At 70.5% G+C, this 19,837-nt stretch carries 23 protein-coding genes; 10 read left to right on the top strand and 13 right to left on the bottom strand.

From position 1 onward, the window contains the following. Positions 1–105: 105 nt before the first annotated feature. Entirely contained in the window at positions 106–1,848 is a 1,743-nt protein-coding gene (locus ABFY20_RS01145; RefSeq protein ID WP_368498115.1) for an alpha/beta hydrolase family protein, read from the top strand. Between the two features lie 151 nt (positions 1,849–1,999). Here the strand turns inward: ABFY20_RS01145 and ABFY20_RS01140 are convergent, their stop codons facing one another. Continuing rightward, positions 2,000–2,578, bottom strand: a complete 579-nt coding sequence (locus ABFY20_RS01140; RefSeq protein ID WP_368498114.1) for a TetR/AcrR family transcriptional regulator — start codon at positions 2,576–2,578, stop codon at positions 2,000–2,002. Between the two features lie 66 nt (positions 2,579–2,644). Here ABFY20_RS01140 and ABFY20_RS01135 point away from each other — a divergent pair, with 66 nt between their 5' ends. Next, positions 2,645–4,084 (top strand): MDR family MFS transporter, encoded by a 1,440-nt coding sequence (locus ABFY20_RS01135; RefSeq protein WP_368498113.1) that lies wholly within the window; start codon positions 2,645–2,647, stop codon positions 4,082–4,084. 26 nt (positions 4,085–4,110) lie between these two features. Here ABFY20_RS01135 and ABFY20_RS01130 read toward each other — a convergent pair whose 3' ends face one another. Further along, positions 4,111–4,755 (bottom strand): TrmH family RNA methyltransferase, encoded by a 645-nt coding sequence (locus ABFY20_RS01130; protein WP_368498112.1) that lies wholly within the window; start codon positions 4,753–4,755, stop codon positions 4,111–4,113. A gap of 107 nt (positions 4,756–4,862) precedes the next feature. Between ABFY20_RS01130 and ABFY20_RS01125 the strand changes: the two genes are divergently transcribed. Continuing rightward, entirely contained in the window at positions 4,863–5,717 is an 855-nt protein-coding gene (locus ABFY20_RS01125; RefSeq protein WP_368498111.1) for a CoA ester lyase, read from the top strand. A gap of 125 nt (positions 5,718–5,842) precedes the next feature. Here the strand turns inward: ABFY20_RS01125 and ABFY20_RS01120 are convergent, their stop codons facing one another. From ABFY20_RS01120 to ABFY20_RS01095, 6 genes are read right to left on the bottom strand one after another with little or no spacing between them, the layout of a single operon-like run. Then, entirely contained in the window at positions 5,843–6,016 is a 174-nt protein-coding gene (locus ABFY20_RS01120; protein WP_368498110.1) for a CsbD family protein, read from the bottom strand. A gap of 51 nt (positions 6,017–6,067) precedes the next feature. Continuing rightward, entirely contained in the window at positions 6,068–6,685 is a 618-nt protein-coding gene (locus ABFY20_RS01115; RefSeq protein ID WP_368498109.1) for a hypothetical protein, read from the bottom strand. Next, positions 6,682–7,260, bottom strand: a complete 579-nt coding sequence (locus ABFY20_RS01110) for a DNA/RNA endonuclease G (protein WP_368498108.1) — start codon at positions 7,258–7,260, stop codon at positions 6,682–6,684. Before ABFY20_RS01110 ends, ABFY20_RS01115 begins: the two co-directional genes overlap by 4 nt. After that, positions 7,257–7,622: an NTP pyrophosphohydrolase gene (locus ABFY20_RS01105; RefSeq protein WP_368498107.1), complete on the bottom strand. Its 366-nt coding sequence runs from the start codon at positions 7,620–7,622 to the stop codon at positions 7,257–7,259. The genes ABFY20_RS01110 and ABFY20_RS01105 overlap by 4 nt, the downstream gene beginning before the upstream one ends. After that, positions 7,622–7,810, bottom strand: coding sequence for a DUF2273 domain-containing protein (locus ABFY20_RS01100; protein ID WP_171706452.1), 189 nt, complete (start codon positions 7,808–7,810; stop codon positions 7,622–7,624). The genes ABFY20_RS01105 and ABFY20_RS01100 overlap by 1 nt, the downstream gene beginning before the upstream one ends. After that, the gene (locus tag ABFY20_RS01095) at positions 7,807–8,313 is read right to left on the bottom strand and encodes an Asp23/Gls24 family envelope stress response protein (protein ID WP_368498106.1); all 507 of its coding nucleotides are present in this window, start codon (positions 8,311–8,313) and stop codon (positions 7,807–7,809) included. The genes ABFY20_RS01100 and ABFY20_RS01095 overlap by 4 nt, the downstream gene beginning before the upstream one ends. Before the next feature lie 206 nt (positions 8,314–8,519). Between ABFY20_RS01095 and ABFY20_RS01090 the strand changes: the two genes are divergently transcribed. From ABFY20_RS01090 to ABFY20_RS01080, 3 genes are all read left to right on the top strand, one after another. Next, positions 8,520–9,872, top strand: coding sequence for an NAD(P)/FAD-dependent oxidoreductase (locus ABFY20_RS01090; RefSeq protein WP_368498105.1), 1,353 nt, complete (start codon positions 8,520–8,522; stop codon positions 9,870–9,872). Next, positions 9,869–10,771, top strand: coding sequence for an RNA polymerase sigma factor SigJ (gene sigJ / locus ABFY20_RS01085; RefSeq protein WP_368498104.1), 903 nt, complete (start codon positions 9,869–9,871; stop codon positions 10,769–10,771). The genes ABFY20_RS01090 and sigJ overlap by 4 nt, the downstream gene beginning before the upstream one ends. Positions 10,772–10,860: 89 nt before the next feature. Beyond that, a complete protein-coding gene (locus ABFY20_RS01080; protein ID WP_368498103.1) occupies positions 10,861–11,610 on the top strand; it encodes an SDR family oxidoreductase in 750 nt (249 codons plus the stop codon). Here the strand turns inward: ABFY20_RS01080 and ABFY20_RS01075 are convergent. The 3 genes from ABFY20_RS01075 to ABFY20_RS01065 form a co-directional block, all read right to left on the bottom strand. Then, positions 11,577–12,635 (bottom strand): magnesium and cobalt transport protein CorA, encoded by a 1,059-nt coding sequence (locus ABFY20_RS01075; RefSeq protein ID WP_368498102.1) that lies wholly within the window; start codon positions 12,633–12,635, stop codon positions 11,577–11,579. The two genes, ABFY20_RS01080 and ABFY20_RS01075, sit on opposite strands and share 34 nt — an antisense overlap. A 75-nt stretch (positions 12,636–12,710) precedes the next feature. Beyond that, positions 12,711–13,625, bottom strand: a complete 915-nt coding sequence (locus ABFY20_RS01070) for an alpha/beta hydrolase (RefSeq protein WP_368498101.1) — start codon at positions 13,623–13,625, stop codon at positions 12,711–12,713. Between the two features lie 7 nt (positions 13,626–13,632). Then, the gene (locus ABFY20_RS01065; RefSeq protein ID WP_368498100.1) at positions 13,633–14,337 is read right to left on the bottom strand and encodes a helix-turn-helix domain-containing protein; all 705 of its coding nucleotides are present in this window, start codon (positions 14,335–14,337) and stop codon (positions 13,633–13,635) included. 175 nt (positions 14,338–14,512) lie between these two features. On the opposite strand from ABFY20_RS01065, the gene ABFY20_RS01060 reads away from it, so the two are divergent. The 3 genes from ABFY20_RS01060 (at position 14,513) to ABFY20_RS01050 (ending at position 16,815) form a co-directional block, all read left to right on the top strand. Continuing rightward, positions 14,513–15,715, top strand: a complete 1,203-nt coding sequence (locus tag ABFY20_RS01060) for an acyl-CoA dehydrogenase family protein (protein ID WP_368498099.1) — start codon at positions 14,513–14,515, stop codon at positions 15,713–15,715. 62 nt (positions 15,716–15,777) lie between these two features. Further along, a complete protein-coding gene (locus tag ABFY20_RS01055; RefSeq protein ID WP_368498098.1) occupies positions 15,778–16,347 on the top strand; it encodes a flavin reductase family protein in 570 nt (189 codons plus the stop codon). Between the two features lie 81 nt (positions 16,348–16,428). Then, positions 16,429–16,815 (top strand): RidA family protein, encoded by a 387-nt coding sequence (locus ABFY20_RS01050; RefSeq protein ID WP_368498097.1) that lies wholly within the window; start codon positions 16,429–16,431, stop codon positions 16,813–16,815. A gap of 86 nt (positions 16,816–16,901) precedes the next feature. On the opposite strand, the gene ABFY20_RS01045 is transcribed toward ABFY20_RS01050, so the two are convergent. Together ABFY20_RS01045 and ABFY20_RS01040 are read right to left on the bottom strand one after the other, a co-directional pair. Next, positions 16,902–17,798 carry an N-acyl homoserine lactonase family protein gene (locus ABFY20_RS01045; RefSeq protein ID WP_368498096.1) on the bottom strand — a complete coding sequence of 299 codons (897 nt, stop codon included), beginning with the start codon at positions 17,796–17,798 and terminating at the stop codon, positions 16,902–16,904. A gap of 122 nt (positions 17,799–17,920) precedes the next feature. Continuing rightward, positions 17,921–19,282 (bottom strand): Nramp family divalent metal transporter, encoded by a 1,362-nt coding sequence (locus ABFY20_RS01040; protein ID WP_368498095.1) that lies wholly within the window; start codon positions 19,280–19,282, stop codon positions 17,921–17,923. Positions 19,283–19,431: 149 nt separating this feature from the next. On the opposite strand from ABFY20_RS01040, the gene ABFY20_RS01035 reads away from it, so the two are divergent. Continuing rightward, positions 19,432–19,836: a PPOX class F420-dependent oxidoreductase gene (locus tag ABFY20_RS01035; protein ID WP_368498094.1), complete on the top strand. Its 405-nt coding sequence runs from the start codon at positions 19,432–19,434 to the stop codon at positions 19,834–19,836. Position 19,837 lies beyond the last annotated feature (1 nt).

Raw genomic sequence — 19,837 nt, 5'->3', positions numbered from 1 at the left:
TGAACCCGCGCGGGCGCGCCCGCCAGTCCCCGCTCGGGGGCTGCCCGGGCGGGGCCTTCGTCGTTAGGCTTCGGGCACCCCCACCCACGACAGTCGAGGAGCGCCATGACGCCCGAACTCACCCGCCGCTCCCTGCTCGGACTCGCCGCCGCCGGCGGGGCAGGTGTCGCGTTCGGTGTGGCGGGCGCCGCTCCCGCCTCGGCGGCCGTGCCGGGCACGAGCGCAGTGGCTCTCGCCGGCACCGCTGCGCGAGCGGCGGCGGGCACCGGCGCGGTCGCCGCCCGCACCACCACCTCGGTGGCGGCCCCCGACCCGGGCCTCACCCCGTTCCCCCAGCAGGACGACCTCAACTTCCAGACCCTCACCGCGTACGGTGAGGCCGCCTACCAGGCGGGAGAGGTGGGAGAGGTGGCGAGCGCGGTCGCCGCCGTGCAGGCGGCGATCACCGCCGGCGGCGCGGAGGCCATCCCCGCCTACCAGCCCTACGCCGACTCCTTCGAGTCGCTCGCCGCGCGCCTGGCCGCCGAGGCCGACGCCGAGCTCGCAGCGGGCCGCTACGTCACGGCGCGCGCCCGCTACCTGCGCGCTGCCTCCTACTACAACTGCGTGCTCTTCTTCGTGCTGGGAACGGATGCGCCGGGTCGCGAGGCCGAGATCTACAGCGCGATGCAGCGCTGCTGGGCCGCGGCGGCTGCGCTGCTCGAGCCGGTGCTGCAGCGGGTCGAGATCCCGGCCCAGGTGCGGTTCCGCGAGCTCGACGGTTCGGTGACCACGCGCACCGTGACGATCCCGGCGTACTGGGGGCGTGCATCCGGAACCGGGGCGAAGCCCACCGTCATCGTCAACAACGGCAGCGACGCCCAGTTCGTCGATATCTGGGCCTACGGCGGCGCTGCCGGGCTCGAGCGCGGCTACAACGTGCTGCTGTTCGAGGGGCCGGGGCAGGGGTCGATGCTGTTCGAGCAGGACATCCCGTTCACTCCGTACTGGGGCGACGTCGTGACGCCCCTCGTCGACTTCGTCACCGCCCAGCCGGAGACGGATGCGCAGAAGGTCGCGCTCACCGGCTGGAGCTTCGGCGGGGTGCTGGTGATGCGCGCCGCCGCCGCCGAGCCGCGCCTCAAAGCCGTGGTCGCCGACCCGGGCTTCTGGGACAACGCCCAGCCCTGGCAGCCGCTCGTCGATGCCATGGAGCAGTACTTCGGGTCGGTGAGCAACGCGAACTGGAAGGAGCTGTTCGAGGGCACCTCCCCCGCCTACGGCCCCGACGGGCAGGACGCGCTGAAGTTCCTCGTGAACAAGCGCGGCGAGATCTACGGCTCGACGCTGCACGACGAGGCGATGAGCGGGGGAGTGATCACCGACATCGTCGGCCTGCTCGACGCGCTCACCGCGTTCAACGCCGACGCCGCACTCGTCGGCGAGGTGACCGCGCACGTGCTGATCAACGAGTACGACTCCGACACGTTCTTCTCGGGTCAGGGCGCACAGGTCGCCGAGTGGCTCACGAAAGCCGCCTCGGTGACGAGTCACACCTTCACCTACGCCACGGGCACCGAGTTCCACTGCGCGCCCATGGCGCCCCAGGTGCGCAACGAGGTCGTCTTCGACTGGCTCGACGAGGTGCTCGCCCACGCCCCCACCCCGCCTGCTCCCCCCGCGCCCCCGGTGCCGCCGGCCCCTCCCGCCCCTCCCGCGCGCCCGGCCCTCGCCGACACCGGCGCCCCCGGCACCGCGGCAGCCGTCACCGCCGCCGTCGCCACGGGTGTCGCCGCAGCCGGCGCCACCGCCGCCACCCTCGCCGCCCGCTCCCGCTCGCCCCACCCCGCCACGAGCACCCGCGAGTAGCCCGCGCTCCCGCGCTCCCGCGCTCCCGCGCTCCCGCGCTCCCGCGGCAGCATCGACCCGGCACAGAGTGCCCCCTCAGGCCGCTTTAGTAGGAATCTTGTGACGGGTCGACTGCCCGCCCGCTCCGTGAGGCCCGAGGCGCGCAGCGGGGTCAGCGCACCAGCGGCAGCCAGATCTCGTCGACGATCTCGAGGATGCGGGGATCGGGGAGCGGCTTCAGGGTCATGACGAGGTCGTGGCGCACCAGGTCGGAGGGGAGGGTCGTGACGCCCTGCGGCCAGTCGCGCAACGGGATCTCGCCGCGCGCGGCGGCGCGTTCCAGCATCCGCCGCCCCATCTCGGTGCGGCCCTCGAGCAGGCGGCGGCGCAGGTCGGCGGGTGACAGGCCGGTGTCGGCGTGGATGCTCGCCATGTACACGCTGATCACCGCCATGAACCCCGACCGCGCCGCGTTGAAGTCGCGGAGAGCGGCGAGAATGTCGCCCCGCAACGTTCCGGTGTCGGGCGTCTCCCGGGCCGCGAACAGGCCGCCGTGCTGCAAGGCCGCCAGCACGAGATCGACCTTCGCCGGCCAGCGGCGGTAGAGCACCGGCTTCGAGGTGCCGGCCCGCGCGGCGACGCCGTCGAAGCTGAACGCCGGGTAGCCCACCTCTTCAAGCTCGGCCCAGGCCGCATCGAGCAGCGCGCGCTCGAGTTCGGCGCCACGGCGGCGCGTCTTCACAAGATCCATTTGCGTATCTTATCCCGACGACATAGAGTGCTGCCCATAAGACACAATCAAGTATCTAAGGTGATCATGGACAAGAACCTCCGCCGCCTCGCCATCGCCCTCGTCGTCGGCGCGATGGCACCGCTGTTCGATGCGACCATCGTGAGCGTCGCCCTGCACACCCTCGCCGGCGACCTGAACGCGAGCATCGAGACCATCCAGTGGGTGAGCACGGGCTACCTGCTCGCGATGGGAGTCACCGTGCCACTCGTCGGCTGGCTGCAGAACCGCATCGGCGGCCGGCGACTGTGGATGGCGGCGCTCGTCGTGTTCCTCGTCGGCAGCATCCTGTGCTCGCTCGCCTGGGACGCCGGGAGCCTCATCGCGTTCCGTGTCGTGCAGGGTGTGGGCGCGGGCGCCATGATGCCGCTGCTCACGACCCTCCTGATGCAGGCCGCCCGCGGCCAGGCGCTCGGGCGCACGATGGCCGTCGTCTCCCTCCCGACCGCCCTCGGCCCCATCCTCGGCCCGGTGATCGGCGGGCTCATCCTCGGCGCCGGCGCCTGGCCGTGGCTGTTCTGGGTGAACGTGCCCTTCGCAGCCGTCGCGCTCGTGCTCGCCTGGCGCTTCATCCCCGCCGACGGCCCGACCGGCGCCGCGAAGCTCGACGTGGTGGGGCTCACGCTGCTCTCCCCCGCCGTCGTCGGGCTGCTCTACGGCCTCAGCAACGCCGGCAGCGCCGGCGGGTTCGCGCGGTTCGACGTCTGGGCGCCCCTCGCGGCGGGCCTCGCCCTGCTCGCCGCGTTCACGCTCTGGGCCACCCGCGCGAAGCGCGCGGCGCTCGTCGACCTGCGCCTGATGCGCCACCGCCCCCTCGCCGCGGCGTCGGGCGCCATGTTCCTCATGGGCGCCGCCCTCTACGGCGGGATGCTCCTGCTCCCCCTGTCGTTCCAAGAACTCCGCGGCACCGACGCGCTCGGCGCCGGCCTCCTGCTCATCCCGCAGGGCGTGGGCTCACTGCTCAGCCGCTCCCTGGCGGGGCGCCTCACCGACCGCATCGGAGCGCGCACCGTGGCCATCCTGGGCTTCGCGGTGGTGCTCGTGGCGACCGTCCCGTTCGCCTTCGCCGATGCGAGCACGAACCTGTGGTGGATCTGCGCCGTGCTCGTGGTGCGGGGCATGGGACTCGGCGCGGTGATGATCCCGATCATGGCAGTGGGCTTCGTCGGGCTCGAGCAGCACGAGATCCCGCACGCGAGCACCATCACGCGGCTCTCGCAGCAGCTCGGCGGGGCCTTCGGCACGGCGGTGCTCGCGGTGGTGCTCGCCGGCGCCGCTGCGGGCGGCGGTTCGGGAGCGGTCGAGACAGATGCGGTGGGTGCGTTCCAGCAGTCGTTCTGGTGGGCCATCGGCATCACTGCCGTTGCCATGCTGCTGTCGTTCCTCCTCCCGGGGCGTTCGCCGGTAGCCGAACCGGATGAGACGGCGGAACCCGCCACCGCAGCCTCTGCGCCCTCCCGCGCCTGACGCAGGAGACACGCATGCCGAGGCCGTCAGAACCGCACGTGCTGGGCGATCCAGGCGTGCATGGCGACGGCGGCGGCGGCCGAGGCGTTGATCGAGCGGGTGGATCCGAACTGCGAGATCTCGACCACCGCATCCGCCGCGGAGAGGGCCTCGGGCGAGAGGCCGGGGCCCTCCTGCCCGAACAGCAGCACGCAGCGCTCGGGGAAGGCGAAGGTCTCGATGATGACGCTCCCGGGCACATTGTCGATGGCGACGACAGGCAGCCCCTCCGACCGGGCGAGCTCGACGAAGGAGGCGACGTCGGGGTGGTTCCGCACGTGCTGGTAGCGGTCGGTCACCATTGCTCCGCGTTTGTTCCAGCGCTTGCGGCCGATGATGTGCACGGTGTCGGCGGCGAAGGCGTTGGCGCTCCTCACGATCGAGCCGATGTTGAGATCGTGCTGCCAGTTCTCGATGGCGACGTGGAACGGATGCCGGTGCTGGTCGAGATCCGCGATGATCGCGTCCATGCGCCAGTAGCGGTAGCGGTCGATGACGTTGCGGGTGTCGCCGCGTTCGAGCAGCTCGGGGTCGTACTGCTCGCCCTCCGGCCACTCCCCCGCCCACGGGCCGACGCCTCCGGCGCTCAGTTCGACGCTCGCGGTGGGGCCGGATGCGCGGGGCTCGTTCACCCGCACAGGCTATCGTCCACGGGCTGCGCGGCGCCCACAACAGTCCTCTCCGTGAACTGTATGAACTCGTATACAGCGCAATGGCGCGCATCCGTAGACTTGAGCGTGTGACTGAGACCCACCCACCCACCGAGATCCCCGGAGAGATCGCCCGCTCGTGGCTGCTCGTCTCCGCCCGCCGAACAGAGCAGTTCGACTCCGCCGCCAAGTCGCGAGCCGATCAGATCGTGCTCGACATCGAAGACGCCGTCGACCCGAAGCACAAGCCCGAGGCGCGCGGCGACGTGGTGGAGTGGCTGTCGAAGGGCGGCAGCGGCTGGGTGCGCATCAACGACCGCGCCAGCGACTTCTGGAGCGACGACGTCGACGAGCTGAAGGGCGTTCCCGGCCTCCGCGGCGTGATGCTCGCGAAGACCGAGTCGGCGGCCGACGTCACCGAGACCTTCGACCGCCTCGGCGGCACCACCCCCGTGCTCGTGCTCATCGAGTCGGCGCTCGGCATCGAGGAGGCCGTCTCCATCGCCCGTGCCCGCGGTGCCTACCGCCTCGCCTTCGGCTCGGGCGACTACCGGCGCGACACCGGCACCAGCGCCGAAGACATCGCCATGGCCTACCCGCGTTCGCGCCTCGTCATCGCCAGCCGCGTCGGCAAGCTCCCCGGCCCCATCGACGGGCCCACCGTCTCGTCGAGCCACCCCGTGCTCCGGGAGCAGTCGGCCGTGGCCGTCGCGCTGGGGCTCACCGGCAAGCTCTGCCTCGACGTCGAGCAGCTGCCCGTCATCAACGAGGTCATCAGCCCCACCCAGTCGGATGTGACCTGGGCCCGCGACTTCCTCGACGACTTCGAGGCCCGCGGCCGGGTCATCCGCGACGGCAGCGACCTGCCGCGCCTCGGCCGCGCCGAGAAGATCGACAAGCTCGCCCGCGCCTTCGGCGTCGAGCCGCTGCCGAGCGGCAGGTAGAGTCCGCCGCGGAGCGCGGCGCGACCTCCGAGCACGACGAAGGCCCCGGGTGTGCGACCCGGGACCTTCGTGGTGGTGACGGATGCTGTCACGGCGTCACCGCATCCGTCGGCCGTGCGATGCACTCAGTGCTTGAACGCGTCCTTCACGTTCTCGCCGGCCTTCTTGGCGTCGGCCTTGGCCTGGTCGGCCTTACCCTCGGCCTCGAGCTTCTCGTTGCCGGTCGCCTTGCCGAGGCCTTCCTTCGCCTTGCCGGCGATGTCTTCAGCGGCGTTGCGGATCTTGTCGTCGAGTCCCATGATCTTCTCCTTCTCGATGGTGGGTGTGGTGGTGGGTGGAGCCGGCGGCGCTCAGTTCAAGCGCCGCGCGTCTCCGGCCAGGCGGGCTCGGAGCCCGCTGTGGATCGACACGAAGGTCGGCACAGCGTGCCCGGTGAGCGTCGCCAGGTTCGTGGTGAGCCGCGCCACGAGGGTCGCGACCTCCTGGGGTGAGGTGTTCTGTCGCGGGGTGACCGAGACGTGCAGCACACTGCTGCCCTTCACCCGGTTCGCCGACACGCTGCTCGAGAGGATCTCGTCGTGGGCGGCCAGGCTTCCCCGGATCGCGTCGGCGGCGAACGACTCCTGCACGGTGATGGGGCCGAGCGGACTCTCGGAGCCCGCGGTCTTCAGCACTGTGCGAGTACGGCGGCCGCCGAGGTTCGCGACGATCACGATCGCCACGATGACGAGAACGAGCATGGCTCCGAGCACGCCGATGGCGACCCAGCTGACCGTGGTGCCGTCGGCCACCCGGCTGGCCTGGTGGGCCGACTGGAGGCCGTCGACCGCGCCACCCACCGTCGCCTTCCAGGCGTCGCCGAAGGCGGGCCACAGCACGGCGGTGCCGGCGGCGGCGCCGACCGCGAGGAGCACCAGGCCGATGACGAGCAGCACCGCACGGTTCAGACCGCGATTCGTCGAGTTCATGACGCCGGTTCCTTCTCTTGTCGGTAGTGCACGCGGGCCCGCACCCGAACCCTCGGGTCGAGTTCGTAGCGGTCGAGCTCGTCGGTCGCCGTGCGGATGACGGCGAACCGATCGATCTCGGTGCCGGCCTCGGGGTGCACGGTCACGTCGGCGGTGCGGTGGGCGATGCCCACCGTCACCTCGTCGCGCCGGAGCCCGTGTTCGTCGGCGACGTGCTGGGCGAGGGCGGAGGCGATGACGCCGTTGTCGACGACCACAGCATCCGGCCCCATGCGGTGCTTGGGCAGACGCCCCGCGCCGATGGCCAGCACGATGAGCACCACGCCGAGCACGGCGATGACCGCGGCTCCTGCGACGACGGCCGCGGCGGGCTGGGCCGAGGGCAACGACACGAGCCAGTCGAGCCCGGCGGCGGGGGCCACGAGCAGCGGCCCCGCGCCGGCGAGTCGCAATACGATCTCGGTGCCGAGGTACGCGAGGGCGAGAGCGACGAGCACCAGCACGACGACCGTCGCCACTGTGCGAGGCGAGTGGGTCTCGCGCCGCACCACGCGGCGGAGTGCGGGATCCGTCATCTCACTCTCCTCTTCGGTGGGACCACCGCGCCGGTGACGACGACGGCGAGTCGGGTGATGTCACGACCGGTGACGTGGGCCAGGTGACCCTGCAACCGGTGCTGCACGGCGGTCACCCGTTCGATCACCGACGAGCCCGCGGCTATCGCCTCGGTGTCGTCGAGATCGGGGATGGGCAACGGGGTGCGCACCCGCACGGCGTACCCGCCGCGCCATTCGGAGACCTCGACCTTCACCTCGCCCGGCTCGACGCCGACGGCGTCGGCCGAAGCGCGGTGAACGATCTTCTCGATGACGCGATCGCGAACGCTGATCCGCCCTGCGGGAGCGCTCGGGGCGGTCACGAGGAGTGAGGTGCTCATCAGGAGGTGCGCCTCCCCGAGAACACTCCCGCCAGGGCCCGGAGGTCGAGCTGGCCGCTCATCACCCGGGCGACGACCGCCCCGATGACCATGAACAGAGCCACCAGCAGGAACCCCCAGAAGCCGAACAGCAGTGCGGCGGCTGCGAGCACGGCGCCGATCAGGGCGCCGGAGACGGTGGCACTCATGCGACGCGCGACTCGGTCTGCTCGTCGGAGTCGTCACCGGGGATGTGCACGTCGTTCACGTCGACGTTCACCTCGACGACCTCGAGGCCCACCAGGCGGGTGATGGCGCTCGCCACGGCGGTGCGCACCTGCGAGGCGACCTGCTGGATGGGGGCCGGGTACTCCACGACGATGGTGATGTCGGCGGCGGCCTGCGTCTCGCCGACCTCCACCTTCACTCCCTGGCCGAGGTCTGTGGCGTTGATGGCGTCACGAATGGCGCCGAACGCGCGGGCTCCGCCGCCGCCGAGGGCGTAGACGCCCTGAACCTCGCGGGCTGCGATGCCGGCGACCTTCGCCACGACGCCGTCAGCGATCGTGGTGCGGCCGGCAGCGGTGTCGTCGGTGGTGATGCGGCTGGTGGCCGCCGAGGAGCGGTCGACACGCGACGCGGAGACCGGGGTGTTCGGCTTCGCGGGGGTGGTGGCCGCTGCGGTGGTGGGGGTGGTGTCTTCGGTGGCCATGACGGGTGTCCTTTCGCTCTGTACGTCAGTGGTGCGGAGTGGGCATCGGGTCGGCCCCTCCGCGAGCATCGATTGCGTTGCTCACAGATGAGACGCATCCTGCGCACCATTCGTCACAAAAAAGTCCGAAAGAATTTTTCCGGGGCTTCGGATGACACATTCCGGGCGGCTCCGTCGTCATCCAGGTGAGAGCACAGGAGGACGAGATGACGAGGATCCTGATCATCGGCGGCGGCTACGCGGGCTTCTACACGGCGTGGGGTCTCGAGCGGCGGCTGCGACCCGGGGAGGTCGAGGTGACGGTGGTCGACCCGCGGCCCTATATGACCTATCAACCGTTCCTGCCGGAGGTCGCCGCGGGGTCGGTGGAGCCGAGGCACACGGTGGTGTCGCTGAGGCGGCACCTCACGCACACGCGGGTGCTGGCCGGCAGCGTGGTGGAGCTGCGGCACGCCGAGCGCATCGCCGTGGTGCGACCTGTCGAGGGGCCCGATCGGGCGCTCGCCTACGACGTGGTGGTCGTGACGGCCGGTGCGGTCACCCGCACTCTTCCGATCGACGGGGTGCAGGAGGAGGCGATCGGGCTCAAGACCGTCGAGGAGGGGGTCGCCGTGCGCGACGCCCTCCTCGGAGCCTTCGACCGGGCATCGGTGCTGCCGCCCGGGCCGGAGCGGCGGCGCACGCTGTCGGTCACCGTGGTCGGGGGCGGGTTCACCGGGGTGGAGCTGTTCGGCGAGCTCCTCTCGCTCGCCACCGCGCAGTTGAAGCGGTACCCGATGCTCGGCCCCGACGATCTCGACTTCCACCTCGTCGAGGCGGCCCACCGCATCCTGCCCGAGGTGAGCGACGAGCCTGGCCGCTGGGTCGTACGGCAGTTCGAGAAGCGGGGCGCGCGGGTGCACCTCGGCACGCAGCTGCGCTCGGCCGTCGACCGGCACATCGTGCTGTCGACGGGCGAGGAGTACGACACGGGCCTGCTCGTCTGGGCGGCGGGCAACGCCTCGAACCCGGTCGCCGCGCGGCACACCGACCTGCCGACGGATGCGCGCGGCCTCATCACGGTGAAGGCCGACCTCAGGGTGGTCGACACCGCAACCGGGCACGTGATCGAGGGCGCGTGGGCGGCGGGCGACGACGCCGCCGTGCCCGACCTGGTGCTGCAGGCGGAGCGACCGGATGCGCGCACGGTTCCCAACGCGCAGCACGCGGTGCGGCAGGGCCGGCTGCTGGCCGAGAACCTCGCGCGGGCGCTGCGCGGCGAGCGGCCGCGGCCGTACCGGCACCGTAGCCTCGGGGTGGTGGCCACGCTCGGGCTCGGAACGGGGGTGTTCCAGTACCGTGGAATCGTGGTGAAGGGGCTGCCGGGGTGGGTCATGCATCGCGGCTACCACGTGCTCGCGGTGCCGACCTGGGAGCGCAAGGTGCGGGTGCTGCTGGTGTGGTTGTCGGCGTTGCTGTTCGGGCGCGACGTGGTGTCGTTGCCGGAGTTGCAGCATCCGCGTCGTGCCTTCGCCACCGGTGGGGCGCCGCGGGAGCAGACGGAGGGGTCCCCGAGATGAGCGTGCCCCACGGAGACTCGCTCGGCCAGGTGCTCGGCGAGCGCCGGCACCTGCTGGCGGTGGCGTTCCGGATGCTCGGCACCTCGGCCGACGCCGAAGACGCGGTGCAGGAGGCGTACGCCCGCTGGTTCAGGCTGAGCGACGACGAGCGTGCCGGCATCCGCTCGCCCGAGGCCTGGCTCACGCGAGTGACGGCGAACGTGTGCCTCGACGTTCTCGGGTCTGCCCGTCACCGGCGGGAGCAGTATGTGGGCGAGTGGCTGCCCGAACCGCTGTCGGGGACGGCGGTGGGCGGCGGCTCGACCGCCGTCGACCCGCTCGACCGGGTGACGCTCGACGACTCGGTGACGATGGCGCTGCTCGTCATGCTGGAGTCGCTCACCCCCGCCGAGCGGGTGGCGTTCGTGCTGCACGACGTGTTCGCGATGCCGTTCGACGAGATCGCCGTGATCGTGGGCCGCACCCCGCAGGCGACGCGGAAGCTCGCCTCGACCGCCCGGCGCCACATCGCCGAGCGCCGTCGACGCGAGGCGTCGGCCGAACGGCACGACGAGGTGGTGCGCGAGTTCTGGGCGGCGTGCGAGAGCGGAGACCTGAGCGGACTGCTGACGCTGCTCGACCCCTCGGCGGTCACCCGTGTCGACGGCGGTGGGCAGGTGCGTGCCGTGTTGAAGCCCATCCTCGGCGCCGACAAGGTGGCGCGCTTCCTTCTCGGCGGCCTCGCCAAGCAGGGCGAACTCGTGCCCTCGCTCGAGACGGTGCACGGGCTCGCCGGCATCGTCTTCCGCCTCGACGGAATCGTCGCCGGCGTCGCGACCCTCGACGTCCACGACGACCTCGTCACCGACATCTGGTTCACCCTCAACCCCGCCAAACTCACCACCTGGAACCAGCCCTGACAGCGTGGTGCCCCCGCATCACATCCTCGGGGGCTGCGTCGTCGGTGGGGTAGGGCGCGCAGCGGGCGGGCCCGGGAGGAGAGGGAGAGATGAAGGTCGTGGTGCTCGGGGGAACCGGGTTGGTCGGTGCGCAGGTGGTCGAGCGGATGCGCGGAGCGGGGCACGAGGTGATGGCTGCGTCACCGGCGAGCGGGGTCGACACGGTCGCCGGCACCGGGCTGGCGGAGGCGTTCGCCGGCGCGAGCGTGGTGGTCGACGTCGTGAACTCGCGGTCGTTCGAGGGGGTGCGCGAGTTCTTAGAGACGTCGACACGGAACGCACTCGACGCGGCGAACGGGCAGGGCGTGGGCCACTACGTGCTCCTCTCGATCGTCGGCACCGACCACATCACGGGGGCCGACTACACGGTCGGCAAGACACGGCAGGAGGAGTTGGTGCGCGCATCCGGGCTCGCGTTCTCGATCGTGCGGGCAACCCAGTTCTTCGAGTTCATCGAGATCCTCGCCGACGGAGCCACCGTCGACGGCGCCGTGCACGCGACAGCCGCATTCTTCCAGCCCGTGGCGGCCTCCGAGGTCGCCGAGGCACTGGCCGACGTGGCGGCGGCGGAGCCGCTCGGCGGCACCCTCGACGTGGCCGGGCCCGAGCGGACGACCCTCGACGAGATGTTCCGCTCCGCTCTCGCCGCCACCGGCGACCCCCGCCCCGTCGTCACCGACGACGGCTTCAGCTACTTCGGCTCCCCCATCACCCGCGACACCCTCGTGCCCGTGGGAGAGCACCCCCTCCGCCTCGGCGACACCGGCTACAGCCAGTGGTTGCGCTTGAAGACGGAGTAGAGGATGACCATGAGGAGGATCATGCCGCCGATCGCCATCGGGTAGCCGAACACCCAGTGCAGCTCGGGCATGTGATCGAAGTTCATGCCGTAGATGCCCGCGATGAGACTGGGGGCGAACAGGATCGCGGCCCAGGCCGAGATCTTCTTCACCTCGTCGCCCTGCTTGATGCTCGCCTCGGCGAGCTTGCGGGTGTCTTCGGCGAGCGTGAGGTTGTTCTGGCTGATGCGCTGCATCTCCTCGTTCTGCCGCTGCGTGGTGAGCGTGGAGTGCACGGTGAGGGCGTTCTGCAAGGTGGCGCGGAACGCATCCGCATGCCCCACCACCGACAGCACGTGGTCGAGCACGTCGCGCAGCCCCCGCTGCACCTCGATGTCGACCTTGTACTTCTCGGCGCCCTTCAGCAGCGCCTCGAGCATGACGATGAGCGGATGCGCGGCCCGCTGGAAGTCCATCACCTCGCCCAGGAGGTCGTAGATGCGCCGCGACACGTCGGGATCGCCGCCGAACAGCTGAGCCTCGATCTCGTCGATGTCGTTCTGCAGGCCCGCGATCACCGGCTCGTACTCGTCGACCACCTCGTCGAGGATGGCGTACAGCACCGCCTCGGGGCCGAGGGCGAGCAGCTCGGGGTTGCCTTCGAGCCGGTGCCGCACCGCGCCGAGGTTCGGCGACTCGGCGTGCCGCACCGTCACCACGAAGCCGGGGCCGATGAACACGTGCACCTCGCCGAACTCCACCCGTTCCTCGGCGTCGAGGTAGCGCGCGGGGCGCAGCACCACGAACAGGGTGTCGCCGTAGCGCTCGAGCTTCGAGCGCTGATGACCGGTGAGAGCGTCTTCGACGGCGAGCTGGTGCAGCCCGAACTCGTTCTCGACCGAGCGGATCTCCTCCGCGGTCGGCCGGTACAGGCCGATCCAGGCCATACCGCCCCGCTCGCCCATCAGGGCGTAGGTCTCGTCGAGACTGTGCGGGTCGGGCAGCCGCACGCCGTCGACGTACACGGCGTTGTCGATGAGGGTCATGTGCCGAGACTACGACCAGCAGGTGAACGGGGGGGGGCGTCGAGGGCCGCTGGACGACGGGGCCCTCGACGCGGTTCAGCGGGCGAACGCAGCCTTGAGCTCGGTGCCGACGAAGCGGCGGGCCGAATGCGCGACCTCGATCACCCCCGCCATGTAGAAGAACGGATGCACGAGTCCGGAGAAGGTCACGCTCGTCACCGGCACCCCGGCCTCGGCGAGCGCCCGCGCGTAGGCGAGCCCTTCGTCGCGCAGCGGGTCGAGCTCGGCGACGACGACGGTCGCCGACGGCAGGCCCGTGAGGTCGGTCGCGGCGGCGGGGGCGAGCCGCGCATCCGTCGTGTCGACGCCCTTCGCGTAGCTGTCGTAGAAGTACTGCATGTCGCGCGCCGTGAGGAAGTGCCCCTCGGCGAACTCGACGTAGCTGCCGTCGGTGCCGACCCGCCCGGTGGTGGCGGGGTAGATGAGCGCCTGATGCACGAGCCCGGCGTGGTCACGCCCGAGCTGCTGCGCCACCACTGCGGCGAGGTTGCCGCCGGCGCTGTCGCCCGCCACCGCGACCCGGCTCGCGTGGAGCTCCACGCCGGCCGTGCCCTCGAGCACCGCTCGGGTGACGGCGAGAGCGTCGTCGACAGCGGCGGGGAAGACGTGCTCGGGAGCCTTGCGGTAGTCGACGCTCACGACCGCCGCGTCGGAGGCGTGGGCGAGTTCGCGCGCGGTGGTGTCGGCGATCTCGAGGTCGCCGAGCACCCAGCCGCCGCCATGGAAGTAGACCGTGACAGGGAGGTCGGGGGCGAGCTCGCGCGGGCTGTAGAGCCTCACCCCGACGCCGGCGATGCTGAGATCGCGCACCACGGGCAGCGCCGTCGCCTCCCCGGTGAGCGCGACGGCGTTCTCGAGGTCGGCACGGTTCTGCTCGACGGTCAGCGTGTCGAGGGGCGGGGCCGCGGCCACGATGTCGAGGAAGGCCTTGGCCTGCGGGTGAAGCGTCATTGCGGTCTCAACTCCAGTCGTCTTGGTTGTGCAGGGCGTTCAGCACGTCGCTCAGGGTGCTCGAGCGGCGCACCGGGGCAGAACCCTTGCGGCGCCACAGCTCGGTGTCGGCGCCGGGTTCGTCGGCGACCGGGAGCCGCAGCGCGAACCACACCCCTCGAGCGGGCCGATCGCTCTCGTTGACGTAGACGTGGGGCCGCGTGGTGTCGAAGTGCACCGAGTCGCCTGCGCGCATCGGATGCTCGTCGAAGTCGATGCGCAGCACGAGTTCACCCTCCACCAGCACGCCGAAGTCGTAGCCCTGGTGCCGGCTGAATCGAGCACCGGGCGTCGTCGACGAGTGCGGCTCGAAGGTGACCATGAGGGGCTCGGCGATGCCGCTCGCTCCCCCGGCCAGCAACTCCAGGCGCACACCGGAGGTGAGGTCGACGACCGGGTTGTCTTCGAAGCGCTGCACGGGCGCGACCGGGCGCCGCCGCCGCATGCGGCCCGACGCGTCGGGGGTGTCGATGTCGAGCAGCTCGTCGATGGAGACGCCCAGCCGGGTCGCCAGTTGGTAGAGGGTGTTGAGCGAGGGCTGCACCTTGTCGGTCTCGATCTGGGAGAGCAGGCTCGGCGTCACACCCATCGAGTCGGCCAGCGACTTCAAGGTCAGCCCCTGGTCTTCGCGCGCAGCGCGAAGCCGGGCGCCGATCGCGGAGAGTGAGGTCATCTGCGCCCCCCATCGAAAGCTGCACTTAACTCGGACGTCGTCATCACAGTGCGACTTTACCGGATTTCTGGGATTCTGCCCAGCATCCGTTTCAGTAGGGCTTGACAAAAGTCGGCGGTCTTGTAAATCTCTGTTCACGCGATGTCGCGTCACCGCCGAAGCCGAGGAGTCCCGTATGCCCACGACAGCAATCCGACCGGAGATCGAAGAGATCGTCGCGAAGATCGACGAGTTACGACCGCAGTTGGTCGCGGGTGGGCGTGAGGGCGATCAGAACCGCCGCATCCCGGCCGAGGTGTTCGACGCAGTCGCGGCGACGGGGGCCTTCAGCATCTCGGCGCCCACGAAGTTCGGCGGCCTCGCCGCGAACACCCGCGAGGCGCACGCCGTCGCCCGTGCCATAGGGCGAGGAGACGGGAGCCTGGCATGGGTCGACGGCATCCTCGACTCGGGCGCCTGGGTGCTGAGCCTCATGGACGAGCGGGCCCAGCACGACGTGTGGGGCGGCGAGGGCGGCCTCGACAACTTCATCTCGATCGTGCTCGCCACCACCTCAGACGCCACTCCCGTCGAGGGCGGCTACCGGGTGACGGGCAAGTGGGGCTACGGCACCGGCAGCATGCACGCGACGTGGTCGCTGCTCGGCATCCCGCTGAAGAACGAGCGCGGCGACATCGTCGACGCCGGGCTCGCGCTCATTCCGACCGCCGACCTCAGCTACGAAGACAACTGGTTCGTGGCCGGCATGAAGTCGACCGCCAGCGTGATGCAGATCGCCGACGACGTCTTCGTGCCCGAACACCGCATCTTCCCGCTCACCGCAGCGGTGGAGGGCGGGTACCTGAGCGAGAACCCTGAGGCGTCGTACGACACCATCTTCGTGCCGTCGTTGTTCATGAAGCTGGTCGGCCCGCACCTCGGCATGGGTCGCGCGGCGCTCGACTTCGTCATCGCGAAGGCGGAGTCGAAGGCCATCGCGTACACCGGGTACGAGAAGCAGGCCGACTCGGCCATCTTCCAGTCGGCGGTCGCGAAGGCCGCCGTGCAGCTGAACGCCGCGGAGGCGGTGGCCGCGCAGGTCGCCGACCAGATCTTCGAGGCCACCGAGCGCGGGTACTACGCGCCCTACGCCGAGCGCATCGAGATGCGGGCGAAGGCGGGCTGGGTGGTCGAGACCGTCACCAACCTCATCAACGAGCTCATCACCGCGCACGGCTCGGCCGGCTTCGCGGAGTCGTCTGTGCTGCAGCGCATCTGGCGCGACCAGGCGACCGCCGCGCGCCACGGTCACACCCTGTCGGCGAGCGGGTACGAGGCCTACGGCAAGGTGCTCTTCGGCCGGGAGGACGACGCCCGCTTCGTGCTCCCGATCGTCTGACCGCGGCGCGACACCCGCCTCCGCCTCCGCCCACCGCCTGTCCGCCTCGGAAGGAACGCCAGATGTCCACCATCGTGCATGAAGCCCCGGTCTCGGCCGACGATTTCCGTTTCGCGTTCCGCGCGCATCCGGCCGGCGTCGCGATCGTCACCGCAGACGCGGGTGACGGCCCCGTCGCCATGACCGTGAGCTCCGTCGCCTCCGTGGCGATCGACCCGCCCACACTGATGTTCTCGGCGTCGGCACTGTCGTCGAGCACGCCGACCATCCGGCGTGCCGAGACGGTGGTGGTGCACATGCTCGCCTCCGACCAGATCGACCTCGCGAAGCTCGGTGCGCGCAGCGGCGCCGCCCGCTTCGGCGACGACGTGGAGTGGGGGCGCCTGCCCACCGGCGAGCCCTACTATCCCGGAGCCAACTGGCTACGCGGCCGCATCACGCAGCGGGTGGAGGTGAACGGCTCCACCCTCGTCATCGTCGAGGCCATCGAGGCCAAGCCCCGCGCCGAGCACGCGGCCGTCGACCCGACACCGCTGGTGTACCACAACCGGTCGTGGCACGTGCTGACCGAGAAGTCCACCCTCCCCGAGTCCGTGGTTCCCTTCTATAGGGTCTTCGGGCGAGACGAATAGACGCCGACCGGCACCCGCCCGCCGGCACCACCCACCCCATCCCAGCCCCGGCGCCGACGCGCCGGAACGAGAGAGAGCACCATGACGAACGACCGCATCAGCCGCATCCCCGCCCCTGTCGTACCCGGCATCTCCGACAGCACCCGAGTCACCGCGGGCGACCTCGTCTTCATCTCGGGCCAGGTCGGGTTCGAGGCCGACGGGTCGGTGCCGACCGACTTCGCCCGCGCCATCGAACTCACCTACGGCGAGCTGGAGCGGGCCCTCACCGCCGCCGGTGCGGGATGGGAAGACCTCGTGCGTGTCAACGTCTACATCACCGAGCTCGACCAGGAGAAGCTCACCATCTGGCGCGAGACCCGCAACAAGCTCGTGCAGACCCCCGAGCCCTCGGCAAGCACCGTCATCGGCGTGCACTCCCTCTACAACGGCGCCACCATCGAGATCGACGCGATCGCCGCGGTCTAGAACGCGCATCCCTCAGCCGTCACGCGAACCGCCGCACGACGCAGTGAGTGCCCGGCCCCTTTCGGGAGGCCGGGCACTCACTGTGTTCAGCGGAGCAGCCTCGGTGCCGAGTGGGGCCTGCGGGAGGAGTCGTCTTCGCGCAGGTTGATCTCGGTGATCGAGTTGCCGCTCTCGGAGAGCCAGGAGGTGTGCCGCTTCGCGATCTCGGGGTCGTGCCCGGGGATGATGCGCGACGTCTCGCGCTTCAGTTCCGTCTGCAGCCGCCGGTAGAGGTCGATGAGGTTGAACGAGTTGCCCTGCCCGTAGCCCGGCGCCCACATCTGCTCGACGTTCGAGTACCAGTACACGGTGTCACCCGCGGCGACGAAGGGGCCGTTGGCGGTCTCGATCGAGAACCATTGCGAGCCGAAGGTGTGGGAGTCCTTCGCCAGTCGCGCCGTCACGCCGGGGAGGAGTTCCTCGTCTCCTTTCACGAAGCGCACCCGTCCCTCGCTGATCCCCTGGGCGGCGCGGGCGAGGTCGGTGGGGTCGAACGAGGAGAACACCCAGGCCTGTTCGGCTTCAGGGGTCTGGAGGGCTGAGGCGACGGCATCCGACCACCCTGTGAACTCGTCGAGCTGTACGAAGAGCTTCGCGTTCGGGAACGCCTCGAAGTTGCCCATGTGGTCGAAGTGCATGTGGCTGACCAGGATGACGTCGACGTCTTCCGGGCGGTAGCCCACGCGCCCGAGCACCTCGGCGGGGTCTTCCCAGTTGGAGAAGTCGTACCGGTCGAGCCAGTAGTCGTTGCGGAAGCCGCAGTCGACGAGAGCGACGTGCTGCTTGCCGCCGACCTCGCCGCCCACGATGAGCGTATAGAGCATCGGGATGCGGATGATCCCTTTGTTGCTGAAGATCCCTGCGCCTCCGAAGAAGTCGTGGGGCATGTCGGCGTGGCAGAACTCTAGAGACCAGATCGAGTAGTCGGTGCGGCGTTCAGGCATACGGTCCTCCTTTGGAGCGAGTGAAGCTCCATTAACACCAGAGGACCCCGTATTTAGCAAGAATAAAATCTGGCCGACATCGAACCGACGACTGTGAAGCTTCGCTTAAAGCATGAGGCAGTCTAGGCTGCGGCGACGGTGAGGGTGATGAGCACCACGTTGAGGGCGACGATGAGCAGCGCCACCGTCCATGCGACGACCCGCACGAGCATCCGGTCGGCGAACTCGCCCATGAGACTGCGGTTGCCCGTGAGACGGATGAGCGGGATGAGCGCGAACGGGATGCCGATGCTGAGGAACACCTGGCTGAGCACCAGCGCCCAGGTCGGGTCGATGCCCGCGCCGAGCACGAGGAGCGCCGGAATGAGGGTCACCACGCGCCGCACCAGGATGGGCACCCGCACCTTGAGCAGGCCCTTCATGATGACCGAGCCGGCGTAGGCACCCACCGAGGTCGAGGCGAGCCCCGAGGCGAGGAGTCCGACGGCGAAGATCGTCGCGATCACCGGCCCGAGGGCTGCCGAGATGGCGTCGTAGGCGCCGGGGATGGTGTCGGTGCCGTCGACGCCGCGCAGGCTCGAGGCGGCGAGAAGCAGCATGGCGATGTTCACCGCTCCCGCGAGCACGAGGGCGATCATGACGTCGAAGCGTGTGACCTTGAGGAGCGAGCGGATGCGGCCGGTCGCCTCCTCGAAGCGCGGCACCGGGGCCGTCTCGACGCGCCCCGAGTCGCTGCCGGTGAAGTCGCTCTTCTCGGCGACGGCGGCGAACGCCGCGTGGTGGCGGTCGCGGGCGAGGGCCGAGTGCAGATAGATGGCGTGGGGCATGACGGTGGCGCCGAGCATGCTGGCGGCGAGCAGCACGGTGGGCGCGCCCTCGAAGCGCGGCACCAGCCCTCCGGCCGCCTCGGGCCAGTCGATTCCCGAGACGACGGCGCCGGCGAGGAACCCGAAGGCGATCACGGCGAGCAGCCCGATGATGATGAACTCGAAGCTGCGCTGCCGATGCGATGACTGCACGAGCAGCAGCACGATCGACACCACGCCCACGATGGCGCCGCCGACGACGAGCGGCACCCCGAACAGCAGGTTGAGGGCGAGCGCCCCGCCGATCACCTCGGCGACGTCGGTGGCGGCGGCGACGAGTTCGGCCTGCAGCCAGTAGGCGCGGCGCGTCCAGGGGCGGGTGCGGGCACCGACGTGCTCGGGGAGGGTGCGGCCGGTGACCAGACCGAGCTTCGCCGACTGGTACTGGATGAGCATCGCCATGAGGTTCGCGAGCACGAGTACCCAGACGAGCAGGTAGCCGTACTGCGCACCCGAGGTGAGGTTGGCGGCGACGTTGCCGGGGTCGACGTAGGCGATCGACGCCACGAAGGCGGGGCCGAGCAGCACGATGCCGTGCCACCACCGCGGGCGCACGGGGGCCGGTGCGACGGCGGGCGAGGATGCGGCCGGCGTCGTCGGCGCCGCAGATTTAGGCATGCCTAAAAATAGCAGGCGGTGAACGGTTGGCGTCAAGGGGGTTCGCATCCGCTCTGCCCGGCCGGCTCGGCTGCGGACGCCGACTCGAGCGCGCCTCCGGCCTCACCACGGCCCGGCCCGACGCTTCGACACGGCGTAGGCTCGACCCCGTGACCGACCAGCACGGCCTCCTCACGGCGGATGGGCTCGCCTTCGTGACCGAGCGCCACCTCGCGACCCTTTCGACGCTGCGACGCGACGGCTCACCGCACGTCGTCGCCGTCGGCTTCACCTTCGACCCCGAGACCTCCACGGTGCGCATCATCACGAACGGCCCCAGCCAGAAGGTGCTGAACGTGCGCCGCGACGGCCGGGCGGCGGTGTCGCAGGTCGACGGCGGTCGCTGGCTCACCCTCGAGGGCGACGCCACCGTTCTCGACGACCCCGCCTCGGTGCAGGACGCCGTCGACCGCTACGCCCTGCGCTACCGCCAGCCCCAGCCCAACCCCCAGCGCGTCGTCATCGCCATCACCGTCACCCGCACCATGGGCTCCGCCCAGCTCCTCGCCCGCTGAT

This window comes from Herbiconiux sp. A18JL235 (genome assembly GCF_040939305.1).
Classification (GTDB): Bacteria; Actinomycetota; Actinomycetes; order Actinomycetales; family Microbacteriaceae; genus Herbiconiux.
Note: the sequence above shows the minus strand (reverse complement) of the source record. Positions and strands in the feature narration are given on the sequence as shown.